The 17,142-nt window shown below is 53.4% G+C and carries 18 protein-coding genes and 1 tRNA gene; 14 read left to right on the top strand and 5 right to left on the bottom strand.

Annotated features, from left to right (window positions below):
• Positions 1-3: 3 nt before the first annotated feature.
• Genes HCQ99_RS06875 through HCQ99_RS06860 form a run of 4 tightly spaced genes read left to right on the top strand, consistent with a single transcriptional unit; the run spans position 4 to position 3,581 of the window.
• Positions 4-768, top strand: a complete 765-nt coding sequence (locus HCQ99_RS06875; RefSeq protein WP_166987978.1) for a hypothetical protein — start codon at positions 4-6, stop codon at positions 766-768.
• 33 nt (positions 769-801) lie between these two features.
• Positions 802-1,728, top strand: a complete 927-nt coding sequence (locus tag HCQ99_RS06870; RefSeq protein WP_166987974.1) for a SagB/ThcOx family dehydrogenase — start codon at positions 802-804, stop codon at positions 1,726-1,728.
• A gap of 12 nt (positions 1,729-1,740) precedes the next feature.
• Positions 1,741-2,460: a CPBP family glutamic-type intramembrane protease gene (locus HCQ99_RS06865; protein WP_166987971.1), complete on the top strand. Its 720-nt coding sequence runs from the start codon at positions 1,741-1,743 to the stop codon at positions 2,458-2,460.
• A complete protein-coding gene (locus tag HCQ99_RS06860) occupies positions 2,457-3,581 on the top strand; it encodes a hypothetical protein (RefSeq protein ID WP_166987968.1) in 1,125 nt (374 codons plus the stop codon). Before HCQ99_RS06865 ends, HCQ99_RS06860 begins: the two co-directional genes overlap by 4 nt.
• Before the next feature lie 102 nt (positions 3,582-3,683).
• Here the strand turns inward: HCQ99_RS06860 and HCQ99_RS06855 are convergent, their stop codons facing one another.
• A complete protein-coding gene (locus HCQ99_RS06855; RefSeq protein WP_166987965.1) occupies positions 3,684-5,666 on the bottom strand; it encodes a M13 family metallopeptidase in 1,983 nt (660 codons plus the stop codon).
• A 17-nt stretch (positions 5,667-5,683) separates the two neighbouring features.
• Between HCQ99_RS06855 and HCQ99_RS06850 the strand changes: the two genes are divergently transcribed.
• From HCQ99_RS06850 to tagD, 5 genes are read left to right on the top strand one after another with little or no spacing between them, the layout of a single operon-like run.
• The gene (locus tag HCQ99_RS06850; RefSeq protein ID WP_166987962.1) at positions 5,684-6,994 is read left to right on the top strand and encodes an MATE family efflux transporter; all 1,311 of its coding nucleotides are present in this window, start codon (positions 5,684-5,686) and stop codon (positions 6,992-6,994) included.
• Between the two features lie 29 nt (positions 6,995-7,023).
• Complete coding sequence (gene nucS / locus HCQ99_RS06845; protein WP_166987959.1) at positions 7,024-7,716, top strand: endonuclease NucS; 693 nt, start codon at positions 7,024-7,026, stop codon at positions 7,714-7,716.
• Between the two features lie 25 nt (positions 7,717-7,741).
• A complete protein-coding gene (locus tag HCQ99_RS06840; RefSeq protein WP_166987957.1) occupies positions 7,742-8,185 on the top strand; it encodes an SseB family protein in 444 nt (147 codons plus the stop codon).
• A gap of 1 nt (position 8,186) precedes the next feature.
• Entirely contained in the window at positions 8,187-8,411 is a 225-nt protein-coding gene (locus HCQ99_RS06835; protein ID WP_166987954.1) for an SCO4848 family membrane protein, read from the top strand.
• On the top strand, positions 8,411-8,803 hold the full coding sequence (gene tagD, locus HCQ99_RS06830) for a glycerol-3-phosphate cytidylyltransferase (protein WP_166987951.1): 393 nt from the start codon (positions 8,411-8,413) through the stop codon (positions 8,801-8,803). The genes HCQ99_RS06835 and tagD overlap by 1 nt, the downstream gene beginning before the upstream one ends.
• Positions 8,804-8,818: 15 nt before the next feature.
• On the opposite strand, the gene HCQ99_RS06825 is transcribed toward tagD, so the two are convergent.
• Together HCQ99_RS06825 and HCQ99_RS06820 are read right to left on the bottom strand one after the other, a co-directional pair.
• The gene (locus tag HCQ99_RS06825; RefSeq protein ID WP_166987948.1) at positions 8,819-9,592 is read right to left on the bottom strand and encodes a YggS family pyridoxal phosphate-dependent enzyme; all 774 of its coding nucleotides are present in this window, start codon (positions 9,590-9,592) and stop codon (positions 8,819-8,821) included.
• Positions 9,593-9,645: 53 nt separating this feature from the next.
• Positions 9,646-11,022 carry an NAD-dependent succinate-semialdehyde dehydrogenase gene (locus tag HCQ99_RS06820; protein WP_166987945.1) on the bottom strand — a complete coding sequence of 459 codons (1,377 nt, stop codon included), beginning with the start codon at positions 11,020-11,022 and terminating at the stop codon, positions 9,646-9,648.
• A gap of 210 nt (positions 11,023-11,232) precedes the next feature.
• Between HCQ99_RS06820 and HCQ99_RS06815 the strand changes: the two genes are divergently transcribed.
• Both HCQ99_RS06815 and HCQ99_RS06810 read left to right on the top strand, forming a co-directional pair.
• Positions 11,233-11,316 (top strand) — tRNA-Leu (locus HCQ99_RS06815).
• 57 nt (positions 11,317-11,373) lie between these two features.
• Positions 11,374-12,597, top strand: coding sequence for a hypothetical protein (locus HCQ99_RS06810; RefSeq protein ID WP_166987942.1), 1,224 nt, complete (start codon positions 11,374-11,376; stop codon positions 12,595-12,597).
• Here the strand turns inward: HCQ99_RS06810 and HCQ99_RS06805 are convergent.
• Together HCQ99_RS06805 and HCQ99_RS06800 are read right to left on the bottom strand one after the other, a co-directional pair.
• Complete coding sequence (locus tag HCQ99_RS06805; protein ID WP_166987939.1) at positions 12,594-13,928, bottom strand: APC family permease; 1,335 nt, start codon at positions 13,926-13,928, stop codon at positions 12,594-12,596. The two genes, HCQ99_RS06810 and HCQ99_RS06805, sit on opposite strands and share 4 nt — an antisense overlap.
• Positions 13,929-13,957: 29 nt before the next feature.
• Entirely contained in the window at positions 13,958-14,836 is an 879-nt protein-coding gene (locus HCQ99_RS06800; RefSeq protein WP_166987936.1) for a carbon-nitrogen hydrolase family protein, read from the bottom strand.
• Between the two features lie 96 nt (positions 14,837-14,932).
• Here HCQ99_RS06800 and HCQ99_RS06795 point away from each other — a divergent pair, with 96 nt between their 5' ends.
• The 3 genes from HCQ99_RS06795 (at position 14,933) to HCQ99_RS06785 (ending at position 17,137) form a co-directional block, all read left to right on the top strand.
• The gene (locus HCQ99_RS06795; protein ID WP_166987933.1) at positions 14,933-15,679 is read left to right on the top strand and encodes a FadR/GntR family transcriptional regulator; all 747 of its coding nucleotides are present in this window, start codon (positions 14,933-14,935) and stop codon (positions 15,677-15,679) included.
• Positions 15,680-15,830: 151 nt separating this feature from the next.
• A complete protein-coding gene (locus HCQ99_RS06790; RefSeq protein ID WP_166987930.1) occupies positions 15,831-16,565 on the top strand; it encodes an FhaA domain-containing protein in 735 nt (244 codons plus the stop codon).
• On the top strand, positions 16,562-17,137 hold the full coding sequence (locus HCQ99_RS06785; protein ID WP_166987927.1) for an FHA domain-containing protein FhaB/FipA: 576 nt from the start codon (positions 16,562-16,564) through the stop codon (positions 17,135-17,137). The genes HCQ99_RS06790 and HCQ99_RS06785 overlap by 4 nt, the downstream gene beginning before the upstream one ends.
• Positions 17,138-17,142 lie beyond the last annotated feature (5 nt).

Here is a 17,142-nt window from a genome sequence, read left to right as displayed (position 1 = left end):
AGCATGACACTCCGTAATGAACTTCATCCAGAACATATATATCGTGTTCTTGAACAGACGCTGATCCCTCCTGTCAGTGTACAAGAACTTGATCCAGACATCATTGAGTCGGCAGTAACACGGCTAAGCTCAACATCTGGCTCACCATCAGAGTCTTATCTCGTTAACTCAGAATTTACAGCGGCTGATCTCAAGAGGCTTCCTTCAGCTCAGGAAGCGCAGAATATCCGTAACTATTTCTTTTCAACGACAGTTGAAGGTTTCGAGAAATCTCTAGAAACACGCTGGGCGCGCAACTGGTCTCCGAACGAACCGCTAGGACAACTTCTGAGTCCCGCATGGACAAATCCGGTAGTCGCGCAAGGACTTTTTGGTGTGGATTTACTAGTTCTGTTCGAAGATCAACTTTGGCGACAAATCCCTAGTAAGCCTGGTGCTATCTTCGAGCAAAATGTTCCATCAAATTTTGCTGAACAAGTAGCAGCACAACTTCATGACAGTTCACAAGACCTATCCCACGGTCCGCTTCTTATCCTAGTGGGATCTCATGTACGCGTGCAGTTTACTCACGGAGTCCAAGCCACTCGAGCAATGATGCAGTCAGCAGGCATGGTAATTGGCGCACTGACTAACCAAGCACTCTCATTGCACATGCGTCCCAGTATTATTTCACACTTCAACAATAGCGCGCTAAATAGGCTTGTTTCTGCTGATGGCGTGGATCGAGCCGTCGCAACTATTTTTGCTGCGACGGTTGCCGACACGTAAAACTGTCAGGCCACTAACCATGAAAGGGAGATTATGCCTGATACTGAATTGTCACTGACGCCACGTGAGATGCTGCAAGCTGAGCTCAATGAAATCATCGGCTCACTACCAGATCACGCACTAATACCTCTGAAGGAAATTGCGGAGTCTGCGTATGACATCGTGAATAGCGGCATTTCCGAAGTCACCCTTCAACGAATCATTCAACGGATATTTGTTCGTTCGGTTAACGAATTTTTCACAGCAGAACATGTAAGTATGCAGATGACGCAAGAGCGTCTTCAAAGATACCGGGCATCAACGAATCCACATCAGATTCAACTCCCAGATACTGACGCGCCTGTAGATATTTCTTTTGATGACGTAGTTAGGCAGCGACGCTCTGTGCGCGACTATATGGCCACAGCCCTTTCACAGGAAGAGTTCGCTGCTGTCCTCAAGCGCAGTTTTGGCAAAAATGGTTCAGAGGATGGTTATGGGGTTCGAGATATTCCGCTTTACCCCTACCCGTCCATGGGTGGACTCTCCTCTTTCGACGTAGGAATTGTCGTACAAAACGTTGATGGTATTCCGCAGGGATATTATCGATACGATCAGGTAGGTCATGAACTTGAGTCTCTGATCACGGGAGATATTCGTCTTGCTCTCCAAGATGTGACTTTTGAATCTGATTGGCTGCTGTATGCACCTTTTGTTGTAGTCCTAGTTCATGATGCGAACTCTTTCCTATGGAAGTACCATACGCGTGGGTATCGAATTGCTCACATTGATGTTGGTGCTGCCATGCAAAGTTTGTACTTAGCTTCTTCCTCTGCAGGTCTCGGCTGCTGCGCGGTAGCAGGTTTTCTTGACGAACCAATAAACGATCTACTCGGATACAACGGTTTAGATAAATATGTGTCACTTGTAATCGGAGTGGGAAAACCTGCGACACCTTTACTCTCACGCCAGCCACATTAGGGAAATACCCCCGTGGATCTGCAAACCTTGATCGGTGGCGCCCTTGCCATCTCTATGACAGTGGCGTTCGTCGGCGTCGGCTTAACAGTACTGCCAAGATGGCGACACCGCACTGTTAGCGTAATGCCTGTCATACTTGCCGCCACAACATTTGCTGTCGGTACTTACTTTATTGTGACTCAAAATATTGCATCAAAGGTTCTTATTGCAGGTGCCGTAGGCGTTTTTGATGTTCAAATTTTTATTTTCAGCATCGCCGGTGGCTCTATATCAGCATTTCTTGCGTTTCGACTGGAAGCGATTATCACACAGCGCTGGTACCGCAACCGTGTTAGTCGTGACTTATCGTTCTTGTATATGCCAGTAGCTAGACGCTCTGAGACAATGAATGCAGTTGGACAGCTCGCCCAACGAAACTCAATTATTTTTACCGCTCTTTCTATTCTTTCTGCAGGAGGAGAAGAATTTTTCTACCGGGGAGTTTTTCTTCTTGGTGGCTTCACCTTTTTGCACGAAGATTTACTCTTCCACCTTCTTTTGCTACAAGCGATGGTATACGGAGTAAACCACATAGCGTTCGGCATCCCAGCCGTCGCCGGAAAGTCTGTTTTGGGCTTGATTCTTGGGGTTACTGCCGTAGCAGGCGGACCAATTGCTTCACTGTTAGTCCACCTGTTCTATCAATTCCTCGTCCTGCTGCAATTCAGGGTGAAAGAAAGGAACTGCTCATGATAGCCGTTTCATCTTATATGCTCATCGACTCCTCATGTGCTGTGACGGGTTATGTTGAAGATCTATGCGGAAACCTCTGTGCTGACTCTGAAAGTATTGCTTTGCAATGTCGGAAATTTGGTGTTGCTGCCATTCGTGATACAGGTTCAGGAATAGCGGCAAGTTTCCGATTTAACGCAAATTTAAATCCGGTTAGGCTTATAGGTGGAACTGTAACCATCACAGACTCGACTCCGCTCTCTCGGAGTGAAATTGTCATTGCAAACAGATCGCAATTGGATGGAATAGTTTCTTTATGTTTAGCAACAGGTGAGCGCTGGATTGGTGTTAGATCATCGCGCCCTGATTTCTTTCAAGCTGTTTGGGAAACAGCTAATCCGAAGGGTATCTCAGTCTCTGGACGTGGTTCTGGGGCACTTAAAGCGACGCGTCTTGGTCACGTGCAAATTATTGATGGAGTAGCCGCCTTACTTCCGAGTCAAAGCTCTCCTAGGGAGGCGCTCACTTCTGCTTCCAACGTTAAAGAAGATTCATGGTCTGAGCTAACGAATACGCTTCTAGAGCATGGAGTGCCTATTTGCACTGGTCTCGTGTCGCTACGTCGTGCAGTCTTTCTTAAAGAGGCGATTCAGGCACCCTATCTTCAAGAGTTGTCTAGTATAGTGCCTCACACTCGGTACCTGCAGCAGATGAGGCAAGGAATGGGGTATCTTACGGGAAAGCGAGCTCTTGAGGCTCACTCAGGAATGAGAGAACCTACCGGGAAAGAACGTCAAGGACTGGACAAAGGGTGGGAGCGACTCGTTGGCTGGATTGGGAATGCAGCGCAAGCAGGGGTAATCTTCTTACCTGCCTCAAAGGCCCCACAACTTGCTGTGATTCCAGGTTACGGTTTATTAGAGGAGCTTGCGCTTCTTGCCCATATCGGGATTTCAGCAGCTGACACTGTCACGCTTGCTACTACAACTGCGGCTGAAATCTTTGGTATCCAAGCCATTCCTGGAAAGCTTGCGATACGAAGGGCCTATTCTAAAAATCCTGCGAAGGAAAATACCCTTGGCGCTACGGAGATTTCTGAACTGAATCGTGATTCACTCTTATCTCTGACACCCGCGGGTTGAGTGCTCTACGCAGATCTGATCGAGCACACACAGCAAGCTGATGAAAATTATTGTGCCCGCCCCGCAGACATTACGGAACGGGCACGGTGGAAACCACAAAACCTACCAAATATGCACGCGATCGGCGGGATCTAGCCAGAGTTGATCACCAGGCTTAGTGCCGAATGTTTCATGGAACACATCGAGGTTGCGCACGATTTGATTGCAGCGGAACTCATTTGGGGAGTGTGGATCGGTTGTTAGAAGTCGCACCGTCTCTTCCGGTCGTGACTTTTGCTGCCAGCACTGCGCCCACGAGTAGAAGAATCGCTCTGCAGCTGACAGACCGTCAATCACAGGCGCTTCTGCGAGCGAAATACCCTGATCTGCAAGGTAAAGCAGATAGGCCTTCCAAGCTATCGACAAGCCAGCCAGGTCACCAATGTTTTCACCGATTGTCAGTGAGCCGTTGACGGTCTGCCCCTCGGCACCCTCCGGGGAAAGCGCATCATACTGCCCGATCAAGACTGCGGTGCGCTCCTCGAAAGCTGCCCGATCCGCATCCGTCCACCAGTTGTTGAGCTGACCGTCGCCATCATACTGGCTGCCCCGATCATCGAAACCGTGGCCAATTTCATGCCCAATAACAGCCCCGATTGCTCCGAAGTTTGTTGCTGCGTCAACATCAGCGCTGAAGAAAGGAGGCTGCAAGATAGCGGCCGGAAATACGATTTCATTAAAACCAGGGTTGTAGTAGGCGTTCACAGTCTGCGGAGTCATAAACCACTCCTCGCGATCAACAGGCGAGCCTAACTTTGCCCACTCAATGCGGGCGTGGAACTCCGCAACAGCGGCGGATGTCGCAAGCAGATCCTCGCTCACTGCAAGCTCTGAATAGTCACGCCACTTCACCGGATAGCCAATCTTCGGCGTAAATTTAGCGAGTTTATCTAATGCTTTCGTCTTTGTTTCCTCGCTCATCCAGTCAAGCGCCTGAATCGACTGCCGGTAGGCCAAAATCAGGTAGTCTACGAGCTCATCCATTGCAGACTTAGCGTGCTCATTAAAGTGCTGAGCAACGTAAATACGGCCGACAGCCTCACCCATTGCGCCCTCAGCACGGTTCACACCGCGTCGCCACCGCTCGCGCTGCTTTTGTGCGCCTGTCAGCACGGTGCCAAAAAACTCAAAGTTTGCTTCGGCAAGCTCCGGTTGCAAGCTGCTTATCGCACCCTGCACAACACGCCAACGATACCAGTCGATCCAAGCTGCAAGGGGCTCGCTGCCCAGAAGTTTAAAGAACTCGGCCACCGCAGAGGGCTGCCGCACAACCACCTCAGCAGGCAGCTTGACACCGAGAATATCGAAATATTCCTCCCACAGAATATTAGGTGTGAGCTTATCAAACTCGGCCCAAGACATCGGGTTGTATGTCTGCTGCACATCGCGCGAGCGCACTTGATCCCAGTGCGCCGCTGCTATTTTGGTCTCCAACTCAAAGATCGCTTGCGCTCTCGCAGCCGCATCCGCAACCCCGACGAGTGTAAAAATACGCTCAATGTGCGCGACGAATTTCTTGCGGATCTCGCCGAACTGTTCCTGCCGATAGTAAGACTCGTCTGGCAGAGTAATGCCGCCCTGATTGACGAAGAGCATGTATTTTGTTGGGTCTTCAAGATCGTTATCAATGTAGGCGCTAAGAAAACTTGCAAACCCGCGCATATCGTTCGCCGCAACAAGGCGAATAAGATCACCTAACGACTCAACCTCACTCACACGGTCAAGCTCGCGCTGCAGCGGTGCTAGGCCGATCTCACGCAGCCGGTATTCATCCATGTAGCTGTTAAACAGAAGCTGAATTTTCGCAAGATCAGCAGCGTCACGGTCGTCTACGGGTGCCTCGCCATTAACCTCGCTGTTTCCAGTGATAATGTCTCGCACCGCTGCTTCAGCGTTTTCATGCAAAATATGGAATGAGCCGTATCGCGCCTTATCAGCAGGAATCTCAGTGCGATCCAGCCACTTCCCGTTAACGTGTCGATACAGGTCGTCTTGTGGCCTGATATCTGGGTTCAATTCGGCAATATCGATACCTGATTTTTTCATACAACTAGACTACTGTTATGCGACGCGAAATTCTGCGGCTTGCGCTACCGGCGCTCGGCACCCTCATCGCCCAGCCACTTTTTGTGCTGCTCGACACAGCAATGGTTGGCCATCTTGGTGCTCCGGCCCTCGCTGGCCTTGCGGTTGGTTCAACACTGGTCAACACCGTTGTTGGTCTCATGATATTTCTCGCCTACGCGACCACACCGCTGGTGGCGCGCAAGCTCGGCGCTGGGGATACAAAAGGCGCAGTCCAAGCGGGTGTTGATTCCATCTGGGTTGCGCTCGCTGTCGGTCTTGCCGCTGCTCTTATCACAGCGGCTATCGCGACACCATTCACACAACTGATGATGCGTGATAGCAGTGCTGAAAGCCCGATCTTCGCTGTGCAATACGCAACAATCTGCGCGCTGGGTATTCCAGCAATGCTGTTCTCAATGGCCGCCACAGGTCTCGAGCGGGGAATGCAAAACACGGTCACACCGCTCATCATCACCGTTGTTGGATTTGCCGCAAACGCTATTCTCAACGCAATTTTTATTTACGGTTTTAACCTCGGTGTTGCCGGCAGCGCAATCGGCACTGTTATCGCTGAATACGGCATGGCTGTGGCGTTTTTCGTCATAATTGCCCGGCGCGTCACACAGATACAGGCCAGTTGGCGCCCAAATCTTACGGGCGTGCGCGCCGCCGGTATCAGCGGCGGATGGCTTTTTCTGCGCACACTCAGTATGCGTGTCGGGCTGCTGCTGGTTTTGGCAGCCGCCACGATCCGCGGCAATGAGGTCACCGCTGCCCTCCAAATTAGTACCGCAATTTTTGGCCTGTTCATGCTCTCACTAGACGCTCTTGCAATAGCGGCGCAGGCTCTCGTTGGTAAAGAACTGGGATCCGGCAGCGAAGATAATGTGCGGCAGGTGATGCGCTACACACTGCGCTGGGGTGCGGGTTTTGGAGCAATAATCGGCACTGGTTTGCTACTGCTCTCCCCCGTGCTCGGCCACGTATTCACCAGCGACCCTAGAGTGCTGACGCTCACCCCACCAGCCCTGATTATTCTCGCGTTAGCACAACCGGTTTGCGGGCTTGTTTTTGTTTACGACGGGATTCTCATGGGTTCCGGCGACTCACGCTATCTCGCCCTCACGTCACTGATAAACCTCGCGTGCTTCGCCCCGGTCTCAATTTCGCTTCTCATCTGGGGCGCAAATCTCCCCGAAATTACGTACATCTCTATTCTGCTGATCGCTAACTATCATCTGTGGATGCTGTCACGGCTCACAACACTCAGTCTGCGCACCCGCGGTTCTGCGTGGATGGGGATTTAAATCAGCTAGATTCCGCTACCCTTAAAGGCGTGCGAATTGTTGTTGCAAACTGCTCTGTAGACTATGCCGGTCGGCTCACCTCGCATCTGCCACCAGCACGACGCGCGCTAATCTTAAAGGCGGATGGATCGATCCTCATCCACTCAGACGGCGGCAGCTACAAACCGCTGAACTGGATGAACCCGCCAGCTAGTTTTGAAACGCTTACCCCTACCGCAGAGCAGACGGCAGCAGGAATTCAAGAAGTTTGGCAGATCACACAAACAAAAACCGCAGACCGTCTACTAATTTCTATCTATGAAATAATTGCCGATCACGAGTGGTCACTGGGGGTTGATCCTGGTTTACGCAAAGACGGTGTGGAGGCCCACCTGCAGGAACTGCTTGCGGATCAAATTGAGTTGCTTGGCACCGACTTTCAGCTTGTGCGCCGCGAATATATGACCGCAATCGGGCCGGTCGACATTTTGGCGCGCGACGGTGACGGCAGAACCGTCGCGGTTGAGATAAAACGTCGCGGTGAGATTGACGGCGTAGAACAGCTCACCCGCTACCTGGAGCTGATGAATCGCGACCCCAATCTCGCACCTGTGCAGGGTATTTTCGCTGCCCAAGAGATTAAACCGCAGGCGCGCACTCTCGCAGAGGATCGCGGCATCCGTTGTGTCACTCTCGACTATGACGCGATGCGCGGCATAGAAGATATGAACGCACTGTTTTAAACGGCAGAAACGATTAGAGAAGCAAATGAGCGCACCAGAAATAGATCTTCCAAACTACGTCAACCTGCCGGCAGAGAGCGCACTAGACGACCTGTTAACCGCGCCAGATTACGCAAAACTTGCCGCGCTCCTGAATGCGCTGCGCACCGAACAGCTCGTAGTTGATGTGACAGGTGGCACAAATTCAAAGCGAAAAGGGACGCGCACCCGCACCCTGCGCACCGCAAAAGGTCAGCTGGTGCTACCAATCTTCACCTCGATGAATGAACTGCGCAAAGCGGTTGTTAAAGGTGAGGCAAAAGGCGCAATTATGCCGGCTCAAGAAGCGCTAGCGCTGATCCGCACGCAGCCATTTGTCGCAATCGAGCTGAACCCGGGCTCTGCAAAACAGGTTATTTTGCGCAAATTTGTTGAGTTGGTGCTCGGTGGCGAAGAAATTACCGCAAGCAAGTTAGAGGCTGGAGTTTAGTGTGCACATTCTGCTTTCGATTCTGTTGATTATTAACGCAGTGTTTAACTGTGTTGTGTGGCCACCGTTTTTACGTCGGGTGAAGCAGGATCCGCGCGCTTTTGACGCCGCTGGTCGCCCAACTCGGTTCTTTAAGGTGCACCTGGTGTTGATTGTTAGCGCTCTAACACTAGCGGCGGCAAGCCTCGTGTGCGGCGTCATCGGGCTGTTGCAGGGAGCAAACTAATGCGGCGCATTCTCACATACGGCACATTTGACCTACTGCACTGGGGGCATATTCGTCTCTTGAAGCGCGCACGGGCACAGGGCGATTATTTAATTGTCGCGCTGTCTACTGAAGAGTTCAATGCGGGCAAGGGTAAACGCACCTACCACGATTATGAAACGCGGAAAAAAATGCTTGAAGCGGTGCGTTACGTAGATTTAGTGATTCCTGAGGAGCGGTGGGATCAGAAAGTCTCCGACGTTAAGCGCTATGAGATTGACGCGGTTGTAATGGGGGCAGATTGGGCCGGCGACGAGCGCTTCGAGATCCTCCGCGAGCACTGCGAGCTCATATTTCTAGAGCGCACAGAGGGCATTTCAACCACAAAGATTAAAGAGGAACTCGGGCGATAACCGGCCCGATGCAGGTTAGTTGGTGCCCGCCGCACCCGGCCAGTAGTAGGAGTCTGGGTATTTGCGGGATCCGAAAATTGCCTGCCCGACGCGCACGCAGTTTGCGCCCTCAGCTATTGCAAGCTCGTAATCACCCGACATGCCCATCGAAAGCAAACCCGACCCAATCAAGTCACCGTGGGTTAAGAGCGCACGATCCCGAATCTGACGCAGCAGTTCAAAGCATGTGCGCACGCGGTCACTATCGTCACTGAATATCGCCAGGGTCATAAAGCCCTGCACTTTTAGGTTCGGGTAGTTTGGCAGGGTGTCTAAAAAGGCGTCAACATCTTGCGGGTCGAGACCAAATTTTGACTCTTCTGCGCTCGTGTTCACCTGCACATAGACCTCTAGCTCCCGCTCGACCATCTCCAGACGGCGCTGCAAGGCCTCTGCGAGACGCACCGAGTCGAGTGCCTGAAATTCAGCCGCAAACTCAGCGACGTCTTTTGCTTTGTTGCGCTGCAGATGACCGATGACCGCCCACTCCAGCTGATCGTTCGTGGCCTCTCGCATGTTCTGCCACTTACGCTTAGCCTCTTGCACTTTGTTTTCTCCGAGGCGAGTAGCTCCGGCGGCAACGGCGTTAAACAGGCGCTCTTCCGGCACAGTTTTGCTCACCGGCAGCAGACGCACCTCATCACGCGCCCGCCCAGCAGCTTTGCAGGCGGCTGCGATCTTTTCTTCAACCACCGCGAGGTTGTGTTTAAAATCTTCAACGGTCTCAGCCGCTGCATAGTTGATAGTCATTGTCTTAATTACTCCGGGTTGCTGTTACTGAAATGATTAGTTAGCGTCGTTTTTTAGTCTGCGATGAAAAAGAATCGCTTATTAGCAAACTCACCAATTCCCAATGGGCCCATCTCGCGCCCAAAGCCGGAGCGTTTTACTCCGCCAAATGGGAGCTCAGCGGCCTCGGCTGCAATTGTGTTCACGTGCGCCATTCCGCACTCTAACTGGCTGGCAACCTTACGCGCACGCGCCTCATCGGTGGAGAACACCGAGCCACCCAGACCGAGCGCGCAGTCGTTGGCAACTTCCAGCGCCTCTGCATCGCTCGACACTTTATAAACGGTGGCAACCGGGCCGAAAATCTCTTCCCGGTATGCTTTGCTGTCACGGCTCACATTGGTTAGCACAGCGGGTGAGTAGTATGCGCCTGCGCCTTCAGAAAGCACCCCGCCAGCAACCAGTGTTGCGCCTTCAGCGACTGCCGCTCGCACCTGCCTATCAACGTTCTCAGCCGCCGCACGGCTAGACAGCGGCACAAACTCGCCATCACCAAGATTTAACGGATCACCCGGCTGCAAGCCGTCAGCCAAACGCTGCAGCTCAGCAACGAACTCGTCATAGATTGTGTCCATCACAATGATGCGTTTGTTTGAGTTGCACACCTGCCCAGCATTGTAGGTACGGAAATCCCAGGCCTGCTTCGCCACCTCTGCGACACTGTCAGCATCGAGCACCACCATCGCATCTATGCCACCAAGTTCGAGCACACACTTTTTTAGGTGTTTGCCAGCTTGCGCACCGATAATCGCGCCCGCTCTCTCGGAGCCTGTGAGAGAAACTCCCTGCACGCGCGGATCTGCGATGATGTTAGCGATCTGCTCGTGTGTCGCAAAAATATTCTGATACCCACCGACGGGCACACCCGCCTGTTCAAAAATCTCCTGCACCAAAAGCGCCGAGCCCGCGCACACTTCTGCGTGCTTTAGCAAAATCGTGTTGCCGAGCAGCAGGTTTGGCGCGGCAAAGCGCGCGACCTGATAGTAGGGGAAGTTCCACGGCATAACACCGAGCAGCACACCGAGCGGGAGATGCTCAATGTAGGCTTTGCCCGGCACTGTGCTCGGAATTTCATAGTCGGTGATCAAGCCGGGGCCGTACACACCGTAGTAGTCAATAATGCTGGCCGCAAACTCGACCTCTTCGCGCGACTCCTGCAGCTCTTTTCCCATTTCGATAGAGATAGCGCGCGCGAGCTCTTCACCACGCTCTGTAAAAATCTCTGCGACACGACGCACAACCTTTGCACGCTCTTGCACACTCTTTGTGCGCCATTCCCGATAAACAGCGTCGGCGCTGGTGATAGCCTCTGCCACCTGCGCGTCAGTTAGCGCATCGAAAGTTTTAAGAATCTCGCCGGTTGCCGGGTTTTGTGTGCGGTATTGAGACATCTTTATCATTCCTTAAAATAGGGTTGACGCCACTGAATTTACCGGGTTAACCGCGCCCGGTAAGCGTCTCTAGCTGCTAGCTAAGTTACCACCCGGATATATGAGTTTCCATCAGCCTTAGCCCGCCATCGCAGAAACCAGCATAAAATTTGCAACCGCTTGCCGCCACCTGGTAAAATTCGATAGTTGTCTCCATTGAGGGTGGCAAACGCGCGAGTGGCGGAATTGGTAGACGCGCTGGCTTCAGGTGCCAGTGCCCGCAAGGGCGTGGGGGTTCAAGTCCCCCCTCGCGCACAGATGTTGTGATGGTTTGCTCAGGGTTTGCGCCCGGGTCAGACTAGGCTATTTTGCATGGTAAAGGCAAAGACTAAACCGATCGCTGAGCAGCATATCGCCGTGTTTGGCACGGCTCGCAGCGGTAAAACCACTCTGCTGTCGGCGTTCTACGGGATTACGCAGGAGGCGGGATACCTCCGAGATAAGCCATACACAGTTGTGCCAAGCAATCACGGCGAGGCGGCAGAGCTTAAGCGCAACTACACAAAGGTGCGCGACAGTGGCGCATTCCCAGAGGTCACCGACAGGCTTGGCGCACACGAACATCGCTTTTCGGTATTTTTACGCAACGACATCACCACGGGTCTTTTCGGCCGCACAAAAGAAATCACCCCCACTAAAAACTCCAAGCCGTTTGCAGCAATGCAGCTGGTGTGGCACGACTATCCGGGTGAGTGGTTAGAAGAACTACCCACCGACGAGGCGGAGCGCGCAAAGCGCATCAGCACGCTAAAAACGATGCTCACCGCACAGGTTGCGCTGCTGCTCATAGACGGTCAAAAGCTGGCGGATCACACAGGTAACGAGGGTTCGTATCTGCGCGAGGCGCTCAGCACCTACAACCGAGCCCTGGTGGACGCACGCGACGATATTCTCGAAAATGGGAAACAGCTGCTTAAGTTTCCACGCATTTGGGTTATCGGTCTAAGCAAGGCAGACCTTTTGCCGGATGTCACTGCTGCGCAGCTTCGTAAACTGATCTTGCGCCACGCGAGCGATGAGATTGCCGCCCTGCATGAAACGATCAAGACATATGCAAAGGTCGATAAGGCGCTCTCTGTTGGTGAAGACTACCTACTGCTTTCAACCCACCCAGACACGCTGCAGCAGATAACGACCGACAGTCATAAAGGGCGCGGCAGATCCAATCTCCCGAACGGCTTAGAAATTCTGTTGCCGTTAGCGGCGGTGCTCCCGTTTGAACGGCACATGAAATGGGCGAAACGTCTGGCTCTTCCGGCACCGCTAACAAGCATGCTCGTGCAAGGCGCAAGCTTTGCTGCTCTGGCTTTGTTCAGCGGCAAAATTAAGGTGCTGCCCGCTCCGCTGCGGTGGGCTTTCTCACTGCTCGGATCGGCTGGCGTTGAGCGCGGGATTCGCTATGCCGGAGACCGCCTGAAAGAAACCACCGAGGGCTCTAAACAGCGTTCAAAGGTTTTGGAGCTCGCGCTCGATAATTTCCAGCGTGAGATTGAAAAGGCGGAGGCCAACGGCGTCCTGTTGCACAGCAAAATTTAAGACGCGTGCCCGGCAACCTGCAGCTCAGGCGGCTGTTTCGTAAAACCACGGGTTGTGGCAGCTAAAATCACCGCACCCACTAACAACCAGACGCTGCCGAGTATCAGCGCATTGCTGTCGAGCTGCAGCATTAAATAAATAATTACAAGAAAACCAATCGCTGGGAAAACAATATAGAGCAGCGGATTTAGTCGCTGGTCCTTACGATTTTTAGCCCAGTAAACAATGACCGACAGGTTTACCATCGCAAAGGCGGTAAAGGCACCAAAATTAATAAACGATGTCGAAGTGGCAACGTCCATAAAAATCGCAATCAACCCCACAGCCGCAATTGCGGCAATGCTGAAAACAGGGGTTCTGGTTTTCTCGCTTAGGATCCCAAAAAATTTTCCAGGTATCGCACCGTCCCGCCCCATCGCAAACAGCAGGCGGCTGCCCGCAGCCTGCGCCGCAAGCCCTGAGGTGAACTGTGCAATAACCAGGGCGGCAACAAACACCGCACTGAAGAATGCCCCGCCGATCCGCTCTGCAATTTCGAAACCTGCTGCGTCTTGATTTTCAAAAATTCCGCCCGGGTGCACAAGCTGCACAGCGTATGAGACCACGACGAAAATTCCGCCGCCAATCAGCGCTACAAGCATAATTGCGCGCGGCACAGTTTGGCGCGGATTCACAGTTTCTTCAGTCAGAGTTGTGACCGCATCAAACCCAAGAAATGCGTACGCTGCAACCGCCGCCCCAGCTGCGATCGCGCCGATACTTGCCCCCGAACCGGTGAACGGTGCGAGTGAGAAAACACCGGCTGCGCCCTTCTCACTCACAACAGCAGCGAGTGAGAAGGCCACAAACAGCACTATTACGAGTGTCTGGAAGCTCATCAGCACCAAATTAATTTTGTCGGCAACTTTGAGCCCAATAATATTTAGGGTCGTAGTTAGGATAATGAAGGCCAAGATCCAAACCCAAATTGGCACAGCGGGAAATTGCGCCTGCAGATATGAACCGCCGATAAGCCAAATAACCATCGGCAGGAAGAGATAATCAAGCAGGGTCACCCAACCAACCAGGAACCCTACCCGACCGTCAATCGTGCGCCGCACATAACTGTATGCACTGCCCGATACCGGATAGGCAGCCGCCATGCGCCCATAACTTGCAGCGGTGAAGAGCATTGCCCCCAGCGCAAGTAAATATGCGCTAGCGCTGGCGCCTGCGGATGTCGAGGCGATAACACCGAAAATACCAATAACGATCAAGGGTGTTAGATATGCCAGCCCGAAAAGAACGAGTGAGCGCAGATTTAGGGTTCGTTCGAGGGTTGTGTTAGTCAAGATTGCTCCGTTGCACTGTGTGTTGATGGTTATTTTTCGTGGTGTTTTTTGGGCTGCCAGTGTGCCGGTCTAATTGCGCCACCGTACATTGGCAGTGGAATCTCAGGGTCAGCTGCGTGAAAATGCGACCAGGGGCGGGTTGCTCCCGCAGTGCCGAGGCGGCGCACACGCCGGTTGATTTCCGTATCAACTGCAACCACGAGGGTCTCTTGATCCGTCCCTGCTTGGGCGAGCACCTCTCCCTCAGGGCCAACCGCGATACTTTTCCCCTGCCCGATTGGGCCGGCGCAGTTGATGCTTAGAAAATAAACCTGGTTTGCGATAGCGTTTGCGCGCGCCAGCACTAACTCCTGTTCGCGATCTGGTGTAGTGGTTTTTACGACGTTTAAAATCACATCGGATCCCAACCAAGCAAGCTGTCTGGTGTGCTCAGGGAACCAGCTGTCGTAACAGTTTGAGAGACCGAACTCGATGCGCTCCGCGTTAAAGGTGACAAATTCTGTGCCGTAGTCGTGGGGCTCATCGGGCCGCCAGGGAAACATTTTGCGATAGTGGGTAACCAGATTTCCTTGCGGATCAAACACCAACTCGGTGTTGTAATACTTGCCACCTGCAGTAATTTCGCCGATGCTGCCCGGCACAAGCCAGATTTTATGCTGCTGCGCGACCGCTCCGATCTCACGTATAAAGTCGCTCTTTAAACTCACGGCGAGGCTCCGCAGTGCGCTATCTCGCTGCGCTTCTGGCAGAGCATGTGCGTCATGCAAGTGCATTTCCGGGTAGACCAGCAGGTTGATTTGCGGGTGCGCTGCCAGCGTCGCAGCAACGTCTGCGGCAAACTCAGGCAGTCCACTCCCAAACGGCAACGGGTGGCGTTGCGCCAATCCAATGGTTAGTTTGCCAGTCATAGCGGCCCCCTTGTCGCTGTGTTCGCGCCTCAGTACTCTTAAGTGATCAATATGATCATAAATGAGTATATGTGATATCCCGCTAAACTCAACAGCATGACTGAAGCTCTAGGGGCGGTGCACTTCAAGCAAGCTCTCCCTGCGGTACTCGAGTTAGCGCCCGGCGCAGCGCACAGAAGTCGGCTGTCTGCCGTTGAAACGGTGCGCGCCAGAATTATTCTCGCAATCGAGCACGGTCTGCTGCAGCCAGGAAACAAGCTACCCGCACTTGAAGAGATCGCGCAGGGGCTAGAGGTCAGCATTATTACCGCCAGACGGGGTTTAGAGTCGCTCGTCACTGACGGCTACCTGCTGCGCAAACGCGGCAGAGGGGGCGGCACATTTGTCGCCGATCCTCCCCCAAGCGCAAAAGACACAGCGGTAGCGGCCTTCCGTGCTGATAATGCCGCGATCAACTCCCTAATAGATCAGCGCAGCCTCATGGAATCTGCCATTGTGCACGCCGCCGCTTTAAACGCAACTCCGGCAGACTGCGAGCTGCTCGAAAAATTCATTGCCGATTCAGCGGCCGCACCCGGATGGATCGAGCACGCAAAACCCGATATGGCCTTCCATCGGCACATCGCAAAAATTAGCGGCCTACCCGAGACTGACACATATCTAGCCGTCTATACGGCGCTGCACAATTACTTTGTTCCCTACCCGCAAGAGCAGCTCGAACACGGACGCGATGAACACCGGCAAATAGTTGCTGCACTTAAAAAACACGACCCTGTTGCAGCGGTCGCAGTGGCCCGCAAGCACATTGACGCGCTGCGTCACGAAATGTTCATTGCGCTCTAACGACAACAGATTCTCACAGCAGCACCTAAGCCGCAAGGTTACAAGTTGACTACAGAACACCAGAAATAGGCGAAAAAACAGCTCTTCGGATCGGTATTTCCAGCCAAAGAAGGTAGCATCGAAAGTTGATCCATGCTTTTAAGGAGGCGAGATGGGACTGTTAGACGGCATTGAGCGAGGTCTTGAGCGTGCCGTAAACGGTGCTTTTGCCCGCACATTCCGCGCCAGTGTGCAGCCCGTTGAGCTCGCAGCTGCGCTGAAACGTGAGCTTGATGTAAAAGCGGTTGCAGTAGACCGCGACCGCGTCCTCGCACCCAACATTTTCACCTTCGAATTAGCGACGGCAGATCTCGCACACCTCGAACAGATCGGCCAAACACTCGACGACGAGCTGCGTCGCGTGGTCACCAATCACGCATCTGAGCAGGGCTACCAGTTAATAGGGCCGGCGGTTATTGAGCTGCGTGCCGATGAGCACACCCCCACAGGCACTTTTGAACTAAAGTCGCACAAACCGAGCAATAGCGTCAGCTGGGCGGCAACCCTAGACCTTGAGGGGCAGCGTCACCCGCTCAAGCTCGGCACAACAATTATCGGCCGCGGTTCTGCCGCCGATATCAAGATCAGTGACAGCGCCGCCAGCCGCCAACACCTCCAAATAGATTGGGACGGCAAACGGGCAATCGCTCGAGACCTTGGTTCAACCAACGGGTCGAAAATCGAGGGGCAGCGTTTTCAAGAAGTGCAGCTGCACCCCGATTCTGTCGTCTACATCGGCCAGACCCCTCTAACATTCCGGTTCACCCCAACCGCCGATCCCGCAGCCGGGTCGCTCAAACCGACCCCTACTCGATCCGCCAACAGCTCTTTCTGGGAGGGCGCATGAGTGAGCTTACTTTCATAATCATTCGCATCGCATTCTTAATCGTGCTGTGGCTCTTCGTTTTCGGCACAATCTACGCGCTGCGCAGCGATCTGTTTGGTGCGCCCGTGCGGCGCGTGCGTGACGACAGCGCAGCCGCAATCCTCAAAGCACCAAGTCTGGCACCGGCGGGAGCCTCCGCGCCACAGCCCACCCCGCAGCGTAGCGCCACATCTGGCGGTGACAGCGCGAGTGTCACGCAGTCGAACAGTGACGACGAGCTTCCGTCAGCGGGCACAACCGGGCCGGCTCGCCGTCTTGTGATCACTTCAGGTGTGGCTAGCGGCACCGAGATAACTCTCGATGAAGAGATCGTGACCATCGGTCGATCCGCAGATTCAACCCTCGTAATCGTCGATGAATACACCTCAACCCACCACGCAAAGCTAGAGCGCCTCAGCAACGGCTGGCGGCTCGTCGATCTCGACTCAACAAACGGGACAAAGGTTGACGGCACCCGCATCACCGGCGCGGTAGACCTTAAGACTTTCACTCCGGTAACTATCGGGGCTACTTCATTCGAGTTGAGGCCGTAACCAAC

It is taken from the genome of Canibacter zhoujuaniae (genome assembly GCF_011752015.1).
Taxonomy (GTDB): domain Bacteria; phylum Actinomycetota; class Actinomycetes; order Actinomycetales; family Microbacteriaceae; genus Canibacter; species Canibacter zhoujuaniae.
This window is presented reverse-complemented; position numbering and strand designations above follow the sequence as displayed.